This window comes from Chryseobacterium sp. 2987, assembly GCF_031456375.1.
GTDB lineage: Bacteria > Bacteroidota > Bacteroidia > Flavobacteriales > Weeksellaceae > Chryseobacterium > Chryseobacterium vaccae.
Genome location: NZ_JAVDUN010000012.1, coordinates 34,645 through 52,287, shown reverse-complemented (window position 1 = coordinate 52,287; position 17,643 = coordinate 34,645). Strand labels below are relative to the sequence as shown.

Here is a 17,643-nt window from a genome sequence, read left to right as displayed (position 1 = left end):
GTCTGGCTTTGCGGTAAAAAAGTATTTAGATATTCTGGATTTATTTAGATTTTTAATCACTAATAATATGAATTAGTGATTAAAAAAGAACTTTTATTATAATCCGTAATTTTATTAAGTTAAACATGAAATTATATTTTGTAGCATTATTATTGGTCTCAGCATGTTCTAAAGATAGCAGTCAGGAATATGCAAAAATTTTAAGGGATGAAGAATGTAATTTAGTTATTCTTTCTCCTCCTTATGACAATTCTGTTTGGTTTTCAACAAAAGGTTATGACCCAATAACACATGAGTTTAAAACCTGTAAAACCCATAACAGGTGGTGGAATATGTTTGCTGACGAAATGGAAACAGGTGATACAATTGTTAAAAGGAAAGGTGAATTAATTTTCGCTATCCATAAAAAAGATACAATAATCTATCATGACTGGAATAAATAACCCTTGTGTTAACAGAGATCGTTAAGACAGGTTGTAAGACGTTCCGTTTAAGTGATGATTCAATATATTTAATCGGCTCGGAAATCTTGTTTTTCTCGTTTTTAATTGCTAGAGTATATTTTCGGGGTTAATAAAAAGACTAAGCTCCATGCATGAATTTCTGCCGGTCTAATAATACCTCATCGGTTTCACGGTGGTCCGGATCATCAATGCAGCAGTCTACGGGACATACTGTTTTACATTGAGGCTCCTCATGAAAACCTTTACATTCTGTACATTTTCCGGGAACAATATAATAAACCTCATCAGAATAGGCCTGTTGGTAAGTTCCTGCATCAGCTTCCGTTCCGTCCGGGAAAACGATCTTTCCTGAAAGCTTTGTTTTATCCTGCCAGCGCCAGTCAATTGCACCCTCATAAATAGCCGAATTAGGACATTCCGGCTCACAGGCCCCACAGTTGATACAGTCGTCGGTTATAATAATAGCCATATTTTTAGTTGTTTTTTAATGATTTTCAAAAAGGGATTTCCTAAACAGCATACACCGTAAGAAATCCCAGTCTAAACTTAAGTAAATAAACTCCGGTATAAGACCGGAAACGTTGAAAAAATAAGCTGCATTGGCAGTTGTTCTTCATTATTCAGCAATTTCTATGGAAAGTCCGTCCATTGCCGCCGTAAGTTGGATCTGGCAGGCTAATCTGCTGGAAGAAGTGGTTGTAAACAGCTCAGACAAAAGAGCTTCTTCAATATCACTTTTTTCAGGAAGCAAAGACGTTTCGCTGAGGATATAGCAGTGGCAGGTAGCACACATCGCCATTCCTCCGCACATGGCTTCCATGGGTAATTCATAGGCTTTGCAGAGATCTTTAAGACTAAGTCCCATTTCCAGCGGACAAACCAGCTGATGAATATTTCCTTCCCGATCCTTTACCGTAATTGTAATTTCATCCATTCTCCTGAACAATTATTTATAAGTCTGAGGTATTCTTTCTATTCTTCTTGTAGTAGCAATGTTGATGAGCTTTTCAAACTTATCCGAGTATAAAGATGAGATCTTTGCCGGATCTTCCTGATCATATAATGCGGCACGGATAACAGGGACACTGAAGGGCAGAGGCCACGCACGGAGCGATTTGGCGATCACATCCATGGTGTTAATGCCCTGCATTGCCTGTAGTCCGTCTGCCCAGCACACCAATCCGACTGTTTTATCAGTAAGATAAGGCTGATAATATCCGGAAGTAACTTCCAGCCAGTCCAGGCAGTTCTTCATTACTCCCGGAATGCTTCCATGGTACAAAGGAGCCAGCCAGAAATGGATATCAGCTTCCAGAAATAACTGTGTCATCCGCTCTACGGCTAAAGGCGTTTTACCAAGCGTAACATCGAACATAGGAATACCAGATTCTGCCAGGGTAAAAATTTCGGTCTCTATTCCTGATTTGTCCAGGCTTTCTTTGAAAAACTGTGCAATACGGCCTGAAGCAGATTCTGTTCTTCTTTCCAGAGATCCGTTGAATATAATGGCTTTCATTCTGATTTAATTTTTAAAAATGACTTTAGGCATACCTATTTCTCCGTACATGAGGCTTTTAACCATGGGTTTCAGAAGCCCGGCTGCCAGTAAATAAAGGGCTGGGTCATGATCTGCTCTTGCTCTCACCACAACTTTCTGATTTTTATAATGTTTCAGATCTGCATACGTCAGACGGCGTTTCCAGAGATCCAGCAAAATCGTCTCAGCATTATTCAGATCTACATAAATAGCATAAGGAGATAATTTTTCCATCAGCAGCATATAAACCCAGGGTGGGATGATGGCATCCGTAGAACAGATGATTCCCACGGCTTTTTCGTTGTATACAGAAAAATCCACGGCAGCAATAGATTCCTTAAACTCTTTCTCCTTTACAATCATTCCCATAAAAAGATGATCTTTGATATCCAGTTCTACAATCTCTGTGGAAGGTTTATAATCCAAAAGATCAAGGGCTATAATACCTGAGGTTTCTGCTTTATTGATGAATATTTTCTGATTCATAACTCTCTTCTTAATCTGAAACAATTTATCTGATTTTGGTGAGTGCTTCTTCGTACTTTCTTTCAACAGCGGCCCAATCCAATACAGCCCAGAAAGAATCAAGATAATCAGCTCTTTTATTCTGATATGCCAGATAATAGGCGTGTTCCCAGACATCAATTCCCAGAATAGGAAAACCTCTGTTTACCAATTGTACATCCATCATTGGGTTATCCTGGTTAGGTGTGGAAGTTACAGCCAGCGAACCGTTGAACTTTACAAACAGCCAAACCCATCCCGATCCGAACTGTCCAAGTCCTGATTTCTTCATTTCCGCTTTTAAATCTTCAAGGCTTCCAAAAGTTGAGTGGATGGCTTCAGCAAGTTTTCCTTTAGGATTTAATTGGGGTTTAGGAGAAAGAATTTCCCAGAATAACGAGTGGTTGTAGTGTCCGCCGCCGTTATTTCTCACCGCCGGACCGTATTCACTTACTCTTTGTAAAATAGAATCCAGATCTGTAGATGTTTCATTTGCTTTTTCTAAAGCAGTATTCAGATTGTCCACATAAGCTTGATGATGACGCTGATGGTGAATAGTCATCGTTTCTTTATCTATAAAAGGTTCCAGGTCATCATAAGAATAAGTCAGCTGGGGTAGTGTAAATGAGTTCATAATAGTATTGTTTTGATTATTACAGGTCAAAGGTAATATTATATTTCAATAAAACAACCATTATGTTGTTTTATTGAGTTTGTTCTTTAAGTATATAATGTGTTGATAATTACTAATTTGTATTATAGAATTAAAGGTTATAGAAAATGACTATATTTGTTGTTGAAAAATAAAACAACTAAAATATTGTCAAATGAAGAAGCCGGCTGCCGACCGCATTCTGATGTTTTTAAAAATGAGAGGAGAAGCTACAGCTTTGCTGATCTCAGAAGAGCTGTCCATCACTAAAGAAGGAGCAAGGAAACATTTGCTAAATCTGGCTCAGGACGGTCTCATTATACCTTTTGCAAAAAGTGAAGGAGTAGGGCGTCCGTCTACCTATTATCAGCTGACAGAAAAAGGGATTTCCCAGTTTCCTGATACCCATGCTGATGTTACGGTTCAGATTCTTCGGTCAGTTAAAAATCTTTTAGGCGAAAATGCATTAGAGCTGTTAATTAATGACAGAGAAAAAAATACCTATCAACGGTATGAAAAATCGCTTACAGATGCCGGATCGTTGGAACAGCGTCTGGATATTCTTGTCAGAATCCGCAGTGAAGAAGGGTATATGGCAGAGTGGAAAAAAGAGGACGGAGAATATTTTCTGATTGAGAATCATTGTCCGATCTGTGCCGCCGCAGCTGAGTGCCAGGGATTTTGTCGTGCCGAATTGTCTAATTTCCGTAACCTGATCGGTAAAGATTTTCAGGTAGAAAGGGTAAGTCATATCCTTTCAGGCGGACAGCGATGTGTATATAAGATCTCTTGATTAATATCCGTCTACATTGAAATAATCTCGTTTTTTAATCACTAAATTATAGCTCAAGGAAGTAGGTCAGGGAAAAAAAACAAAATATATATAGTTAACTATATAGTTGACTGTATTTTTTATATATTTGCTTATCAATTTATTACTAAAATGGATTTTGATTTCATTAAAGAACTTGGCTACAAAGCTTTAGACAGCAGATTAAAAAGAATCAGTGACCGGATGGCTCATGATGTAAGACGGTTTTATAAAGAACTGGATATAGACGTGGAACCTAATTGGTACCTTGTTTTTATGCTGCTGCAAAAGAATGGGGAAATGGCCATTGTAAATATTGCAGAGCCTCTGGGATATGCTCATCCCACAGTAGTTGTCATGGTAAAAAAGATGGCAGATAACGGATACCTCAATATTAAAAAGGATAAGGTTGATAAACGGAAGCAGATCATTTCGTTGACAGAAAAAGCAGTAAAAATGCTGCCGAAGCTGGAGCATATCTGGGACAGTTGTGAAAAAGCAATTCTTGAAATACTTTCTGATGATCTGGGAATTCTGGCCTATCTGGATGGGATAGATGATGAACTGAAAAGCAAATCCTTTCATAACCGCTTTAAAGAACACTATTTAAAATCACATACTTTATGAAAACATTAATTTTTCTCACTGCATTTCTTTTTTCCGGGCTGATGCTTCACGCCGAAGAAACCAAGGTCATGATTCGGGTAAAAGCCAGAGATGCTAAATTTATCGGCAGCTCATTAGGAGGCGCGCACATTATTGTCCGGAATAAACTGAACAGGGAAATCATGGCAGAAGGAAATACCTCCGGAAGCACAGGAAATACAGACCTGATCATGAAAACTCCCAAAACAAGGGGAAGTTTAATTACAGACAGCCAGACAGCCGGATTTCTGGCAAAAATGAATATTGAAGAACCTGTATTGGTCACCATTGAAGTCATTTCTCCGTTGAACCAAAGACAGGCACAGGCTGCGGTAAGTACGGAATTATGGCTGATTCCCGGGAAGCATATTTTAGGGGACGGGATTATTTTAGAAATTCCGGGCTTTATTATTGACATATTGAAACCCAGAACTCACCAGTACATCGCTCTGAATAGCATTAAGGACAAACCTTTCCAGTTTCAGGCAAATATTGTAATGATGTGCGGCTGCGTAATAGAAAAAAATGGAGTATGGAACTCTGATGAGATGGAAATAAAAGGTATCCTTAAAAAAGATGGAAAATTGGTTAAAGAGGTCAAATTTTCATTGGTGAACACCAACCTGTTTGAGGGAGATACAATGATCACCACGGCTGGAAATTACGAACTTGTTTTATACGCCTATCATGAAAAATCAGGAAATACAGGAGTTGATAAAATGAATTATGTAATTTATGAATAGTGGGGCAGTACTGTCAAAAATCAATCCATGCGTTGTATTTTGGTTGATGATGAAAATTCATACATTTACATAAAATTGACAGTTGATATAGTATGGAGATGAGCGGATTTGAACTTTCTGAGACGTTAAAAATATTCTGGCAGTTTTCGTGGCTGCAATGGATTCTGTTTAGTTTAACAGTCAATATTTTTCTGTATTTATTTTCTATAGGATTGTATTGGTTTATTGATAAAACCTGCCGTAAAGAGAAATTACAGCCGCAGGATCATCCGGTGAGCAGATCAGATGTTTATCTCAGCTTTCTTACGATTGGCTGTAACAGCTTTGTGATGATATTGGGCGTTTTTTTATGGAAACACGGATGGATCATTCTGAGCCAGAATCAATCCGCAATTGTTGTCATTGCGGAAGTTATTGCTTTATTGCTTCTGATGGATTTTATGATGTACATCTTTCACTATGCAGCTCACAGTCCTTTTGTATACAGTCTTTTGCATAGAAAACACCATGAGCATAGAAGCACCAATTTTCTTAGTCTCTTTGTATTACACCCTTTGGAAACTATCGGATTTGGAATAATGATGCTGATTTTGCTAATGATGTACAATTTTTCGGTTACGGCAGTAGCAGTTTATCTGATGATTAACCTTATCTGGGGAACGATCGGACATCTGAACCGGGAGTTTTTTCCGCAGAAACTGGACCGTTTTTTTATCGGAACAACAAGATTTCACCATCAACACCATACAGATGAAAGTAAGAACTTCGGGTTTTATACCTCTGTCTGGGACAGAATATTCGGAACCTATAAGCCCTGATTAATTGAAGGTTTACAATCCCGTTCCTGCATTGAATGCTTTCGCTTCATCCCAGCAGGAAACACAGACAATTTTAAAATCGCATCCGGTGAACCAGTTTTCGCGATCTTCTTCTGTTTCAGTAAGATCCCAGGCATCTTCACACTGATTGCACCACGCATCAGGGCGTCCCATATCTCCTTCATCATGCTCATGAAACCCTGAAGGTACTTTATGCAACAGACTATGTGCCAGGTGCGTACATAGCAAACCCATTTCCTGTTTTCCATGCGTTGAACAGTCTACATATTTTTGTTCCATCTTTTTTAATTTAAAATTGAAGTATTGTTATTCGTGTACAATCATTTAGGTATATTCAAAACAGATTACAGCTTTCCGGAGATCCCGGTCATAGAAAAGATAGATATGATCTGCCGAGCTCTGCTGGAAATCATAACCTTCAATGCAACAGATATAGTCTAATGGCTTTCCGTTGTGGGCCGGTTTGCTTATCAGGTTACAGCCATCAAAATTGCAGTCTTCAAGAATCTTTTTTTCCGAATTCAGTTCATCAAAAATGCCATGTATTTTAGCAGCATTTCTTTCTTCCATATACTCAGAATTTTCATCCTTTTCAAGATCTTCCGGTGTAAGCTGGCGAAGCCTATCAAGTCTCCTGATATCGTCTACAGTAAGTCCTGATCTATAAGCATATTTATCATAGAGCTGGCGATGTTTATTGAAATAAGCTTTTTTCAGCTGATACATCGCATCATTCATATTGTATTCAATCTCAACATCAGAAAACTCCTCGTCATACTGGTCCGGAGCAATTTCTGTGGACACTTTGAAATAGTTCCAATCTGCATCAAATCTGTATTTCCCCCCAATAACATCAAAACCAAGCATATCAGCCTGAGTAAACGGAGTATAGAATGCGGTACTGTCTTCTCCAACACAGCCGTCATAGATTTCTTTCACAGAAACCACGTGGAGCCATTCATCCTGAGAAGGATCAATCAGTTTAAGATTAAAAGAACAGATGGGCAGGAAGTACTTTTTGTGATTTTCTATATCATCATGAAATACATCTTCATAGGCCGGAAAGATTTTCACAAGTTCATTCATAGAAATAAGATAATGGTGTTTTTTTAAGCTCCCGAAAATACGAATAAATCTTAGTATTTAAAAACACTTTAGAGAACTTTAAAAGAAATTCAGGTCTGGTGAACTCAACGAAAAAGACTGTCCGGAGACAGCCTTTCATGATAAAAAATATTCCTATTTAATCATTATCAACCCTGATCCATTTTCCGTTTTCTACACCTTCGTAAAAATGGTCATTATGATAGATAATTGCTCCCTGAGCATGAGGCTTCTGAGCGGGAAGCACCAGTGTTTCCGGAAGGGCATCAATGTTTCGGATCATCAATACATCATTTCCTTCCTTCACCGTAATTCCGGTTCCCGGGATGAGCTTTGTCGTTCCGGCATCAACAGGAGGATTAATTAGTGTTACAGGGTCAATCTCAGATAAACGTCTGGCTCCCATACTGGCAGTACATCCTCTCAGAATACCGTTCATCAGCATGGTAACCCCAGGAACAGTGCATTCAGGATTGATGTTGATAACAATATTTTTATTATTCAACACAAGTGGACATGCTTCCCCGCTTGAAAAACGGATGCTTTTCAGACGGTAAACAAATGTCCCGGCCTGGTTTTTCGCATGAAGAACGACTGCTTCACCATTAGCTGCTGAGGTGATATCCTGATCCGGACCATTATTTACAGAATAAGTGAAAATATAGGTTTGCGCCAGAGATCCCTTGAATTTCACTTGTACATCACCAGTTGCCTGTTGTACAGCACTTACCGGAGTAATTACGGTATTGTCAACCGGCATGGTGACAGAACTGATCGTAAAATTCTCCGTAATATTACATCCGTCCTGAGCATATACTACTTTCACACTATAGTTTCCGGGTTGAGTGAACGTAACCAATGGGCTGGTACTGATTACTCCGCCGCCCGGTTGATTTATTTTTGTCCATGTATAAGAAGCATTGGCATCCGTTCCGAAGAGAGTAGCCGCGTCATATGTTTTAGGGAATTCCGAAGCACAAAGAGTCTTATTTCCTCCAAAACCTGCTGCCTGTACATTGGTAGGTACAATCGTAAGATTAGTGGTGTTTCCAAGATCCTGACTGTTTCCATATGCACTTACTGCACGGGAGAAATTCATGTCCCGGACAGATGCATAGAACATGGTATAAGCAGCCGCAGGATCCAGTGTAATTAAGCTTTGTCCGGAAGCAGCCGTTCTGCTGATATTAATCCTGTTACACGGTGTACCGGTCATAAACATATTTTCTGTAATAATCTGTCCCCCTGCAATACTGTAATTTCCGGGATTGAAATACAGGGTTTTGTAGCGTCCGGCAGAAGCCAAAGTACTGGTTCCTGCTCCTCCCAGGAAGGTTACTTTATTGAAATTATGAACCGTATTTCCTCCGTTGAGTGTTCCGTTTCCGGTGATAATGATCTCATTAAAATCTGAAATAGTTGGAACAGTAACGGCAAAATTCTGAGTGGTAATTTTACTTCCTTCCGCCTGAATAGTGACCGGATTTCCTCCTGCGTTTATGGTGAAACTATAGGATCCTGTATTGATAACAGACTGGCGGAAATCCAGTACTGGATTTACATTTTGATTATAAATAAAGCTTACGCCGCCCGTCATCGGGAAATTGTTGGATTTAAAACTTTTTACATTTGTTCCTCCGATATTTCCTAAATATGGGCTCAATAACTCAAAATCGTCCTTATCAGCAAGTATTGCGATGTTTATGTTCACCCCTTTCGTATCAATATATCTGGTATTTACCACTGCCGGGTTCTGAACCATGTTGATGAATGAATTACCCGAAAGAGTGGTCATATCAGGCTGAAGCGTAAGATTTCCATAAATATTCAGATAATAGGAAGAATTACTGCTATATACGCCCAGATTAGGAGAATTAGGAGCATTATTGAAGGTTACATTATTGGCAGAAGCATTGCTTCCTGTAATCGTAATGGATTTCTGGGAAGCTGTGAAACCTGAATTCTGATCAAAGAATACATTATCATTGGCTCTCGGAGGATTACAGCCTGTAATAGCTACCCCGCCTGAGGTCAGTGACCAGTGCAGAGGATCATTCCACTCACCCTGTCCGCCAATCCAGAAAAGATCTCTAGGAGCCGAAGTAAGCGTATCAGAAAAGCTGAAGCCTGTCACACCTCCCAGATTCTTGCTGCTGGAGGTAATATAGGTCTGCCCTCCGGAAGACGAAACATTTCTCAACTGTACCCTGTCTATCACAAAATCTGTAGGATTGTAATTGGAAATAACGATCTGTCTTACCGAATTATCACCCGAGAAAATCACCCGCTCATCTTCCAGACAGCCTCCCTGCAAAAGCATTGAGTTATTCACTGTAATATTGCTTGCTAAGATGACTGAGTTGGTTTTCTGAATATTGAGGTGATTCACATTCAGACCTGTGATCTGAAGAGCATAAGGCTGGGTGTAAAAAGTTCCCTGCAGCATATTAAAATGATTAACAATCCCTCCCTGCATCGAAAAATAAGCAGTAGTGTTGAGGTTAGTACTCTTGTAATCAATTCGTTCAAAATAATGGGCCAGGTTATTGGCTGAAAAATTACTTTGTCCTCCCAGTACGGAATTCAGCTTCAGAATACTGTTGTTGGAGATCACAGGCTGTTGTGTATTGGCTGTAAAAGCTCGTACAGTAATGTCAGAATTGCTTAACAGTACCTCCTTCCCATTGAAGGTAACATTGTTAAGATTAAGTAGGGTTCCTGTAAGATCAAGAGTTCCTGCTGTATTGTTCTGAATAATATTACCACTGCTCATATCAGTAACACCTGATCCGTGGTACATCTTCCAGTTGGCATTACCCGAAAAAGTGAAGGTGGCATTAGCCCCGTTGGGATAAATGGCTTTATTGATTCCTGACACTTTTCCAGCTGAGTTTATAAAAATAAATCCACTGAAATATCCTGCATCATAATAACCGGGATGAAGGGTAAGATCTCCGTTGATCCCCATCGAATAATAATTATTGCTTCCTGCAAAATGAGACCGGGCTGAAGACGGAAGCCCACTGAATGTAAGGTTGTTTACCTGTACATTGTTTTCCAGGCTGATGCTTGTAATATTGGCAGGTGAAAAGCCGGAATACTGATCAAAGAACACATTGTCATAAATGGTAGGAAGCCCGCAATTGGCGGTTACCCTTGCTGGAGAAGGGTCCATAGACCAGTGGCTGAGATCATTCCAGTTTCCGTTTCCTCCTTTCCAGTAAAAATTCTTTGCCGTAGGAGGAGTAAAGTTAATTCCGCTGTTGCTGCCGTTGTCAATGGAATTGTTAGCATTTACAGGTTTTGCACCGGCAACAGGAGTAATATAGCTGGCATTAATTCCGGATATCATCATTCTGTTAAGCTCTACAAAGCCGGTTCCGTTGATGTTATTACCCAAAATGAGATTATTGCCTCCATTTCCGGTAAGATTCGCATGAAGATCACAATCTGCACGGTTGTACACAAAAGTATCTGTGGCTCTGAGATTGGCAGATGCATTGAAAGTAATAGCAGAAGGAGCATTAATATTCACATTCTTTACGGTATTAGTATTTACCAGCGTAGTGTAGCTTCCTGAATTGATCTGAAACAGGTTGGCCTTCATATCAGAAAAAGTTGCAGTACCGTTTCCTTCCTGGTAAATGCTTCCGAAAAAATGATTTGGATTGGCTGAATAATACTTGCCGCTATATGTATTACTTATGTATACAGCTGTGTTGGGAGCATTGATCTGCTGTGCAGTGGAAACGTATAGGACAGATGTCCTGATAAGGGCATTATCTATGGAAACATTTTTTCCTCCCAGTCTGAAAGGGCCACCTACTGATATTTTTCTGCCATCAGCAGACAAGGTGCTTACCAGAGTAGAAACACTACTTGATTCATTAAAATTAAAATCTAAAGCAACACTCACGTCATAAGGTGCAGCCCAGCTTGCCGGCAGTAAACGGAATTCATCATTGACATTGATGACAAGAATCCTGTTGACCGTTTGTCCTTCGAAATTCATATATCGGACAACCGGAGGATCGGTACTTTTATATTTTTGAAAACTAAACAGGCCAGATGAAGCCGTCATGTCTTTCTGAAGATAGATATTTCCGTAAATATAGGAATTGGTTACACCGTAAACAGGATTTCCGGGAGCATTGTTCCAGGTCATATTCCGGAAATAGGCTGTGCTTCCTACAGGATTGGTAACGCTGTTATTTCCTGCTGTGAACCCTGAATTGGCATCAAAAACAACATCATCATACATGGTAGGAACACAGTTGGCAGAGACACCGCCGGATGAAAAAGACCATTTGGACGGATCATCCCATGCGCCTGCACCAATTCTGTAATACGTTTTTCCTGTCAGGCCGGTATATGATATATTTCCCGTGTTTCCGCTGCCATCTATAGCTGCTGTTACTGCTGCACCGCCGGATAATAGAGTGTTGGAGAAGGTATAACCTAAGAAATTAGCTCCGGAACCATTGTTAATACTGGCTGGGATGATAAGATTTACAAAATAGGAGCTGTTCATTCCCCCGAAAACAGGCAGAGCCGAATTTTTACAGGACAGATTAGCGGTCAGAGTCTGGGTAACAGTAAAAAAGCCTGAATTAGGTATGGAGTTAAACAGACAGTCACCACCATTCAGGATGAGATTGTTGACGGTATACTTGGCCATAAAGCCAAAATAAAATCTGTTGAGACCATTTCCCAGAGAACAGGTATTGATTTCATTCTCTGCCGCATAAAAATTGGCGGTTCCGCTGTCCGTAGTCAATGTATTGACTTTAATTTTAGCAACATTATAGGACATATTGGATGTTCCGATATTGTAATTTCCACTTCCCGATAAGCTCAGCGTGTTGATGTCGTACTGACCGGTTCCGGTGGTGGTAAGAAGCTGGCCTCCTGATGTTCCGGTAATGTTATCTGCCTTCAGGTAAGTTCCTACAGAAATCTGGTTTCGTATAATAATCTTTTTAATATCCTGAGTAGAAGGAACAGATAACTGCCCTGAAACAGTTGCCTGTGTAAGATTGGCATTAGGCGTGTAAGTTGAAGTTCCGCTTACGGAAGTAAGCTGTATTGTTCCGAAATCTGAAACCGCGGTAGAATTATAATTAATATCACCGGTCACCCTGATGTTTTTATTATTGGGATCAAAGACGCTGCTTCCTCCTATAGTAAAGGAAAAATAGCCATTGGTATAGAAATCATTGATCAGCTTAAAACTTCCTGTCCCTAAAAAATTAATGGATGACTGATAACTCGAAGAAAGATAAGTAGAATCTATGAGGTTTCCGGGAATGTCAATAATATTAGGAGTAGGATTCACACTGTCAGAATAAAGATTCATGGTCATATTATAATAACTGCCCACATTTCCTCTCCATTTAAGATTTCCGTAAATATTGAACGTCGTTCCCTGGTTGAAGTTAATCTTTCCGGTAAAAGAATCGTCTATAATGAAATCTTTCGCAATGATGGAAGGAGAGACACTAATGGTTCCTCCTGAAGCCGTAAAGCCACTCCCTGAAGTAAAGTACACATTGTCATACCGGGATGGAATGATGGTAGCCTGCTGTCCGGATGAAGAGCCGATACGCCAGTGATTAAGATCGCTCCAGCTGCCGGCACCGCCTACCCAATAGTAGTTGTTTTGCGCGAAAATACTGCTGCTTATAAGGAAGAGCAGCATGAAATATAGTTTAATTTTCATTGTTTTGGAATTACAGATTAATAATGCCCTGAAATCAGAGGATTTCAGGTGGATATAAACTCGTGATTCAGATTATTTTGCCTTTTTCAGGACCTGAATTTCTCTCTGTAATTCATCGATTTTTTTATCCTGCTCCTGAACGGTCTGCAGCAGAAGCGGGATAAGTTCATTGTAATTGACTGATTTATACCCTTCATTGTCGGTATTTACAATATTCGGAAGGACTTTTTCTACTTCCTGGGCTATTAAACCGTACTGAAGCTGTGCATTTCCACCTTTCTTTTTTCCTTTTTCATTCCAGAAATAAGAAACAGGTCTCAGCTTTGACAGGAGTTCATTAGAAGACTGTATAGGAGTTATATTCTGCTTCAGCCGTTCATCAGAGTTGTAATCTATAGCACTGGCTTTAACCGTTCCGGCTACGTCTAGTTTGGCTGATGCAGAAGGTGCAGTACCTATCCCTACACTTCCGGTTCCGGAAAATACAAGGTTTTTACCATTAAGATCTACATTTCTGGCTGCTAAAGGCGTTGTAATGCTGCCGTCTGCCATATATATATTTGAGCTTACACTTTCCCAGGTGGTTCCGCTCCAGTAATAATAGCCGGATTGGGTGATTTTAGCCACTTTTGCAGTAGGAGAAGCCGGAGCAGAGGTAGCATAGATCATCAGGGATTCCGTTCCGGGTTGTATATTATTGGTCATTGTCTGAATCTGGTCACCTGTGAGACGGGGAATCATTAATCCTTCTGTTTGTGAAGCACCGTTGGTTTTTGCCCGGATATCAAGGGTAGATTTAGGATCGGGTGTATTAATCCCGACTTGGGAGAAAAGAAATGAGCCGGAAATAATGCTTCCGATAAGGCAAAGCTTAGACATTGCAGTGCTGTGAGCCTGCAGGATAGTAGAGTTTTTCATAGTTTTTAAATGCTTTTTATTGTAGTCGTATATTCAGAATTCCTTAGTGTAGTTTTTTTAATAGATCCCGGAGTATTATTTTTGATTTTTCAATGAGTTCATTTGACCTGTAAAGCTGGCTGGTAAGAATAGAACTTTCAAACAGAAGGTAAATGTGAGCTGCAAGAAGTTCATCCTTAATCTCGCTGCTGAAAGAAATTCTCAATCTGTTTTTGTGATCCCGGATGACATCATGAATTGCGGTTTTCTCAGCAGAAACTTCGGATAGCAGATTCAGAAAGCTGCAGCCTCTGAAATTTTCCTTTTTATTCATATACATCAAAAAATCGAAGGACATCATTAGTTTATCCTTAAGATCAACAGCTCCTGAGGTAAAACTGACCAGCTCAGATACCCAGTAATCATATCTCCTTTTCAGGAATTCAATGCACAGGTCATCTTTTGACTTAAAATGCTGATAGAAGCTTGCCTTCGAAACACCTGAATCTTCAATAATCTGATTGATCCCTGTATTGTTATACCCTTTTTGATGAAATAAAACAGAAGCGGTATTTAAAATTCTTTCGCGAGGTCGGTACATTTGTGAATTATTTCCACAAATATAAATAAAAGATGGACTGACTGGTCTGTATTGTTAATAAAATCTTAAAAATAATTTAATATTTTTATGAAAAAATACCTCATATACTCCTTTAAAGACTTATTTGATGGGAATTTTCAAGACAATTATCATATCTCATTTTTTTTAATCAATTTGCATTTCTATGAAAAACTAGCCCGAAATTGATCCAAAAATGGGCAGATTTCTTAAAATTTTATCCCTTTTACAGGTGTAGAGTTCCCCCAATCGTACCAGTAATGAGACTTCTGAAAATATCCAATGCTTAAGAAAGCTTTTGGAAAAGAGAAGACCTTTTGATGAAAATTACCCTTTTGTGGTAGTAATTTTAACCGCAAAATGTTCAAATTAGTAATTGAGAAATTAATGAACCAGCTATCTATTCCATCATTCCAATCCTTATCTTTGATTTATGAAAAAAACAGGTTTTTTGGCATTATTTTTTGTCATTTTCAATAGTGGCAGTCAGGCACAGGCACAGTCTTTATCTAAGATTGAATCAGGTGTGTCATATGAATTGGCCCAATCAAGAAAAAGTACAATAAGTGAGATTAAATATGAGCTTAGTCTGAAAATTCCGGAAAATAAAACAGAAAGGATTTCCGGAACAGAAGTTCTGTATTTTAACTATAAAAAGCAGAATGATGCTCCGCTACAGATTGATTTTAAAGAAGATACTTCTTCTATGCTCTCAGTATCTGTCAATGGACAAACGGTAAGACCTGTTCTGAACAATGAGCATGTCATTATTGATGCCCAATATCTGAAATCAGGATCTAACCGCATTGATTTTACTTTTCTTGCCGGAAATGGTGCTCTGAACAGGCGTGATGGCTATCTTTATGCATTATTTGTACCGGATCGGGCACGAACCATGTTTCCGTGTTTTGATCAGCCCAACCTCAAAGCCAATTATTCTTTAACCCTGACGATTCCTGAGAAATGGAGTGCACTTGCCAATGGAAAACTAAAGAAAGAAACCATACAACAAGGGCAGAAGACTTTGCAGTTTGATCAGTCCGACCTGCTTCCTACCTATCTGTTTTCTTTTGCCGCCGGAGATTTTAAGACAGCTGTACAACCAATCGGTCAGCAGGAATCCCATCTTTTATACCGTGAAACAGATTCTTTGAAAATTAAGAGCAGTATGGATTCTATTTTCACCCTATACCGAAACTCTCTGTCTTATTATGAAAAATGGACAGGCATTAAGCATCCTTTTCAAAAGCATGGAATGGCTGCTATTCCTGATTTCCAGTTTGGGGGAATGGAACATCCGGGTGTGATCTTACTTCAGAACTCAACATTGTTTTTAGATCAGAATGCTACGCAAAATGAATTAAATAACCGCTCGAATCTTATGGCTCATGAAGTGGCTCATCTCTGGTTCGGAGATCTGGTTACGATGGACTGGTTCAATGATGTATGGACGAAGGAGGTTTTTGCTAATTTTATGGCAGATAAGAGTACCGGAGCTTCTTCTGACAAACAGATTTATGATCTGAAATTTTTAACGACCCACTTTCCGGCAGCCTATTCCGTAGATCGTACTTTGGGAGCCAATCCCATCCGACAGGTTCTGGATAATCTGCAGAATGCCGGAATGATGTACGGACCTATCATCTACAATAAAGCGCCCATCATGATGCGCCAATTGGAATTGCTGACTGGAGAAGAAAGCTTTAAAAAAGGAGTAAGTGAATATCTTAAAAAATATGAGTACAGCAATGCAACATGGCCCGATCTTATTGCCATTTTAGATAAACACACTCCTGAAGACTTACAAAGCTGGAATAAAGTATGGGTGAACGACCCGGGACGACCTGTCATTGATTATGATCTGAAAGATAAAAATAATAAAATTCAACGCTTTATTATTTCTCAGCATCCCGAATATGGTAAGGAACAAAAAACCTGGCCGCAGGAATTTCAGATAAGCTTATTTTATGCGGATAAGGTTGATAAAGTAAACGTAAAGCTATCCGGAAGACAACAGGAGATTTCAGAATTAAAAGGGAAAACGAAGCCGCTTTTTATCCTGCAAAACTCTTCAGGAATAGGGTATGGGGTATTCAAAACAGATAAAGCTGTAATGACTAACTTTTCTTTGGTGAAAGACCCTGTCAGCCGTGCCAGTGCTTATATTTCGTTATATGAAAATATGCTGGCCGGTTCGGGAGCTGTGCCGCTGGATTTATTACATTTTTATGCCGGACAGTTGCAGCAGGAAACTACAGAGCTGAATCTCCGGCTTATTGCAGGCTATATTTCTACCATTTATTGGGGATTCTTATCTGAAAATACAAGATTAAAAGAATCTGTAAATATAGAAAATACATTATGGAAGGCATTACAGGCACAGACCGCAAAAAATAATAAGAAAATTCTATTCGATGGTTACCGGAATGTTTTCCAGTCTCAGCAGGCTTATGATGCTCTGTATGCCATCTGGAAATCACAGACCCCGCCAAAAGACGTGTCCCTTAATGAAGACGATTTTACGAATCTTGCCCTCTCATTATCCCTACGGAACAGTAATAATGGTGTTTTGCTTGATGATCAGCTGACAAGAATTAAGAATCCGGACCGGGTGAACCGTTTTAAAATTATTATGAAGGCTGCTTCCTCGGATCAGAAAATACGTGATGATTTTTTCAACAGTCTTATGGAAAAACAAAACAGAACGAATGAATCTGCTGTTGGGGCAGCCTTAAGCTACTTACATCATCCGTTAAGGCAGAAAACTTCTGTAAATTATCTTCTTAAATCCTTGGAGGTATTGCAGGAAATACAAAAGACAGGAGACATTTTCTTTCCGGATAACTGGCTTCGTTCAACATTCAGCAATTATCAGAATCCGAAAGCACTTGAAATGGTCAATCAGTTTCTCTTACACAACCCTAATTATAATGCGATCCTGAAGAATAAAATTTTACAGGCAGCCGATAACCTGAAAAGAGCTCAGACCCTGGTGAAATAAATGAGATGTGCAATAAAGTTCTAAACGTTATAGTCTCCAAAATCTATAACGTTTTAATTGCCACGTAATGCAGATCTGCAAGAGATTTTTTCGCTCGCTGATTGGGCA

At 39.3% G+C, this 17,643-nt stretch carries 16 protein-coding genes; 6 read left to right on the top strand and 10 right to left on the bottom strand.

Annotation, left to right across the window (positions count from 1 at the left end):
* The first annotated feature begins 125 nt into the window (after positions 1–125).
* The gene (locus J2Y40_RS22505; protein WP_153391580.1) at positions 126–443 is read left to right on the top strand and encodes a hypothetical protein; all 318 of its coding nucleotides are present in this window, start codon (positions 126–128) and stop codon (positions 441–443) included.
* 139 nt (positions 444–582) lie between these two features.
* Here J2Y40_RS22505 and J2Y40_RS22500 read toward each other — a convergent pair whose 3' ends face one another.
* From J2Y40_RS22500 to J2Y40_RS22480, 5 genes are all read right to left on the bottom strand, one after another.
* Positions 583–933 carry a 4Fe-4S dicluster domain-containing protein gene (locus J2Y40_RS22500; protein ID WP_153391582.1) on the bottom strand — a complete coding sequence of 117 codons (351 nt, stop codon included), beginning with the start codon at positions 931–933 and terminating at the stop codon, positions 583–585.
* Between the two features lie 147 nt (positions 934–1,080).
* Entirely contained in the window at positions 1,081–1,398 is a 318-nt protein-coding gene (locus tag J2Y40_RS22495; RefSeq protein WP_153391584.1) for a 2Fe-2S iron-sulfur cluster-binding protein, read from the bottom strand.
* Between the two features lie 12 nt (positions 1,399–1,410).
* Complete coding sequence (locus tag J2Y40_RS22490) at positions 1,411–1,980, bottom strand: NADPH-dependent FMN reductase (protein WP_153391586.1); 570 nt, start codon at positions 1,978–1,980, stop codon at positions 1,411–1,413.
* Between the two features lie 6 nt (positions 1,981–1,986).
* The gene (locus tag J2Y40_RS22485; RefSeq protein ID WP_153391588.1) at positions 1,987–2,487 is read right to left on the bottom strand and encodes a DUF2480 family protein; all 501 of its coding nucleotides are present in this window, start codon (positions 2,485–2,487) and stop codon (positions 1,987–1,989) included.
* A 25-nt stretch (positions 2,488–2,512) separates the two neighbouring features.
* Positions 2,513–3,139: a superoxide dismutase gene (locus tag J2Y40_RS22480; protein ID WP_310001532.1), complete on the bottom strand. Its 627-nt coding sequence runs from the start codon at positions 3,137–3,139 to the stop codon at positions 2,513–2,515.
* A gap of 193 nt (positions 3,140–3,332) precedes the next feature.
* Here J2Y40_RS22480 and J2Y40_RS22475 point away from each other — a divergent pair, with 193 nt between their 5' ends.
* The 4 genes from J2Y40_RS22475 to J2Y40_RS22460 all read left to right on the top strand — a co-directional run bounded on the left by J2Y40_RS22475 (position 3,333) and on the right by J2Y40_RS22460 (position 6,174).
* On the top strand, positions 3,333–3,950 hold the full coding sequence (locus J2Y40_RS22475; RefSeq protein ID WP_310001530.1) for a metalloregulator ArsR/SmtB family transcription factor: 618 nt from the start codon (positions 3,333–3,335) through the stop codon (positions 3,948–3,950).
* A gap of 150 nt (positions 3,951–4,100) precedes the next feature.
* Entirely contained in the window at positions 4,101–4,595 is a 495-nt protein-coding gene (locus J2Y40_RS22470) for a MarR family winged helix-turn-helix transcriptional regulator (protein WP_310001528.1), read from the top strand.
* The gene (locus tag J2Y40_RS22465; RefSeq protein ID WP_153391596.1) at positions 4,592–5,356 is read left to right on the top strand and encodes a hypothetical protein; all 765 of its coding nucleotides are present in this window, start codon (positions 4,592–4,594) and stop codon (positions 5,354–5,356) included. Before J2Y40_RS22470 ends, J2Y40_RS22465 begins: the two co-directional genes overlap by 4 nt.
* A 98-nt stretch (positions 5,357–5,454) precedes the next feature.
* Positions 5,455–6,174, top strand: a complete 720-nt coding sequence (locus tag J2Y40_RS22460) for a sterol desaturase family protein (protein ID WP_310001526.1) — start codon at positions 5,455–5,457, stop codon at positions 6,172–6,174.
* 12 nt (positions 6,175–6,186) lie between these two features.
* Here J2Y40_RS22460 and J2Y40_RS22455 read toward each other — a convergent pair whose 3' ends face one another.
* The 5 genes from J2Y40_RS22455 to J2Y40_RS22435 all read right to left on the bottom strand — a co-directional run bounded on the left by J2Y40_RS22455 (position 6,187) and on the right by J2Y40_RS22435 (position 14,516).
* Complete coding sequence (locus tag J2Y40_RS22455) at positions 6,187–6,474, bottom strand: hypothetical protein (protein ID WP_153391600.1); 288 nt, start codon at positions 6,472–6,474, stop codon at positions 6,187–6,189.
* Between the two features lie 45 nt (positions 6,475–6,519).
* Positions 6,520–7,281 (bottom strand): hypothetical protein, encoded by a 762-nt coding sequence (locus J2Y40_RS22450; protein WP_153391602.1) that lies wholly within the window; start codon positions 7,279–7,281, stop codon positions 6,520–6,522.
* A gap of 157 nt (positions 7,282–7,438) precedes the next feature.
* Positions 7,439–13,018, bottom strand: a complete 5,580-nt coding sequence (locus J2Y40_RS22445) for a hypothetical protein (RefSeq protein WP_310001518.1) — start codon at positions 13,016–13,018, stop codon at positions 7,439–7,441.
* 72 nt (positions 13,019–13,090) lie between these two features.
* Positions 13,091–13,936, bottom strand: coding sequence for a tail fiber domain-containing protein (locus tag J2Y40_RS22440; RefSeq protein WP_153391606.1), 846 nt, complete (start codon positions 13,934–13,936; stop codon positions 13,091–13,093).
* 43 nt (positions 13,937–13,979) lie between these two features.
* Entirely contained in the window at positions 13,980–14,516 is a 537-nt protein-coding gene (locus J2Y40_RS22435; protein ID WP_310001510.1) for a TetR/AcrR family transcriptional regulator, read from the bottom strand.
* 469 nt (positions 14,517–14,985) lie between these two features.
* Here J2Y40_RS22435 and J2Y40_RS22430 point away from each other — a divergent pair, with 469 nt between their 5' ends.
* Positions 14,986–17,535, top strand: a complete 2,550-nt coding sequence (locus J2Y40_RS22430) for a M1 family aminopeptidase (RefSeq protein ID WP_310001508.1) — start codon at positions 14,986–14,988, stop codon at positions 17,533–17,535.
* Positions 17,536–17,643 lie beyond the last annotated feature (108 nt).

What these genes read in the sequence shown, in the direction of transcription:
- J2Y40_RS22505 (WP_153391580.1), top strand. Translation starts at nt 126, where the DNA reads ATGAAATTATATTTTGTAGCATTATTATTGGTCTCAGCATGTTCTAAA.
- J2Y40_RS22500 (WP_153391582.1), bottom strand. Translation starts at nt 933, where the DNA reads ATGGCTATTATTATAACCGACGACTGTATCAACTGTGGGGCCTGTGAG.
- J2Y40_RS22495 (WP_153391584.1), bottom strand. Translation starts at nt 1,398, where the DNA reads ATGGATGAAATTACAATTACGGTAAAGGATCGGGAAGGAAATATTCAT.
- J2Y40_RS22490 (WP_153391586.1), bottom strand. Translation starts at nt 1,980, where the DNA reads ATGAAAGCCATTATATTCAACGGATCTCTGGAAAGAAGAACAGAATCT.
- J2Y40_RS22485 (WP_153391588.1), bottom strand. Translation starts at nt 2,487, where the DNA reads ATGAATCAGAAAATATTCATCAATAAAGCAGAAACCTCAGGTATTATA.
- J2Y40_RS22480 (WP_310001532.1), bottom strand. Translation starts at nt 3,139, where the DNA reads ATGAACTCATTTACACTACCCCAGCTGACTTATTCTTATGATGACCTG.
- J2Y40_RS22475 (WP_310001530.1), top strand. Translation starts at nt 3,333, where the DNA reads ATGAAGAAGCCGGCTGCCGACCGCATTCTGATGTTTTTAAAAATGAGA.
- J2Y40_RS22470 (WP_310001528.1), top strand. Translation starts at nt 4,101, where the DNA reads ATGGATTTTGATTTCATTAAAGAACTTGGCTACAAAGCTTTAGACAGC.
- J2Y40_RS22465 (WP_153391596.1), top strand. Translation starts at nt 4,592, where the DNA reads ATGAAAACATTAATTTTTCTCACTGCATTTCTTTTTTCCGGGCTGATG.
- J2Y40_RS22460 (WP_310001526.1), top strand. Translation starts at nt 5,455, where the DNA reads ATGAGCGGATTTGAACTTTCTGAGACGTTAAAAATATTCTGGCAGTTT.
- J2Y40_RS22455 (WP_153391600.1), bottom strand. Translation starts at nt 6,474, where the DNA reads ATGGAACAAAAATATGTAGACTGTTCAACGCATGGAAAACAGGAAATG.
- J2Y40_RS22450 (WP_153391602.1), bottom strand. Translation starts at nt 7,281, where the DNA reads ATGAATGAACTTGTGAAAATCTTTCCGGCCTATGAAGATGTATTTCAT.
- J2Y40_RS22445 (WP_310001518.1), bottom strand. Translation starts at nt 13,018, where the DNA reads ATGAAAATTAAACTATATTTCATGCTGCTCTTCCTTATAAGCAGCAGT.
- J2Y40_RS22440 (WP_153391606.1), bottom strand. Translation starts at nt 13,936, where the DNA reads ATGAAAAACTCTACTATCCTGCAGGCTCACAGCACTGCAATGTCTAAG.
- J2Y40_RS22435 (WP_310001510.1), bottom strand. Translation starts at nt 14,516, where the DNA reads ATGTACCGACCTCGCGAAAGAATTTTAAATACCGCTTCTGTTTTATTT.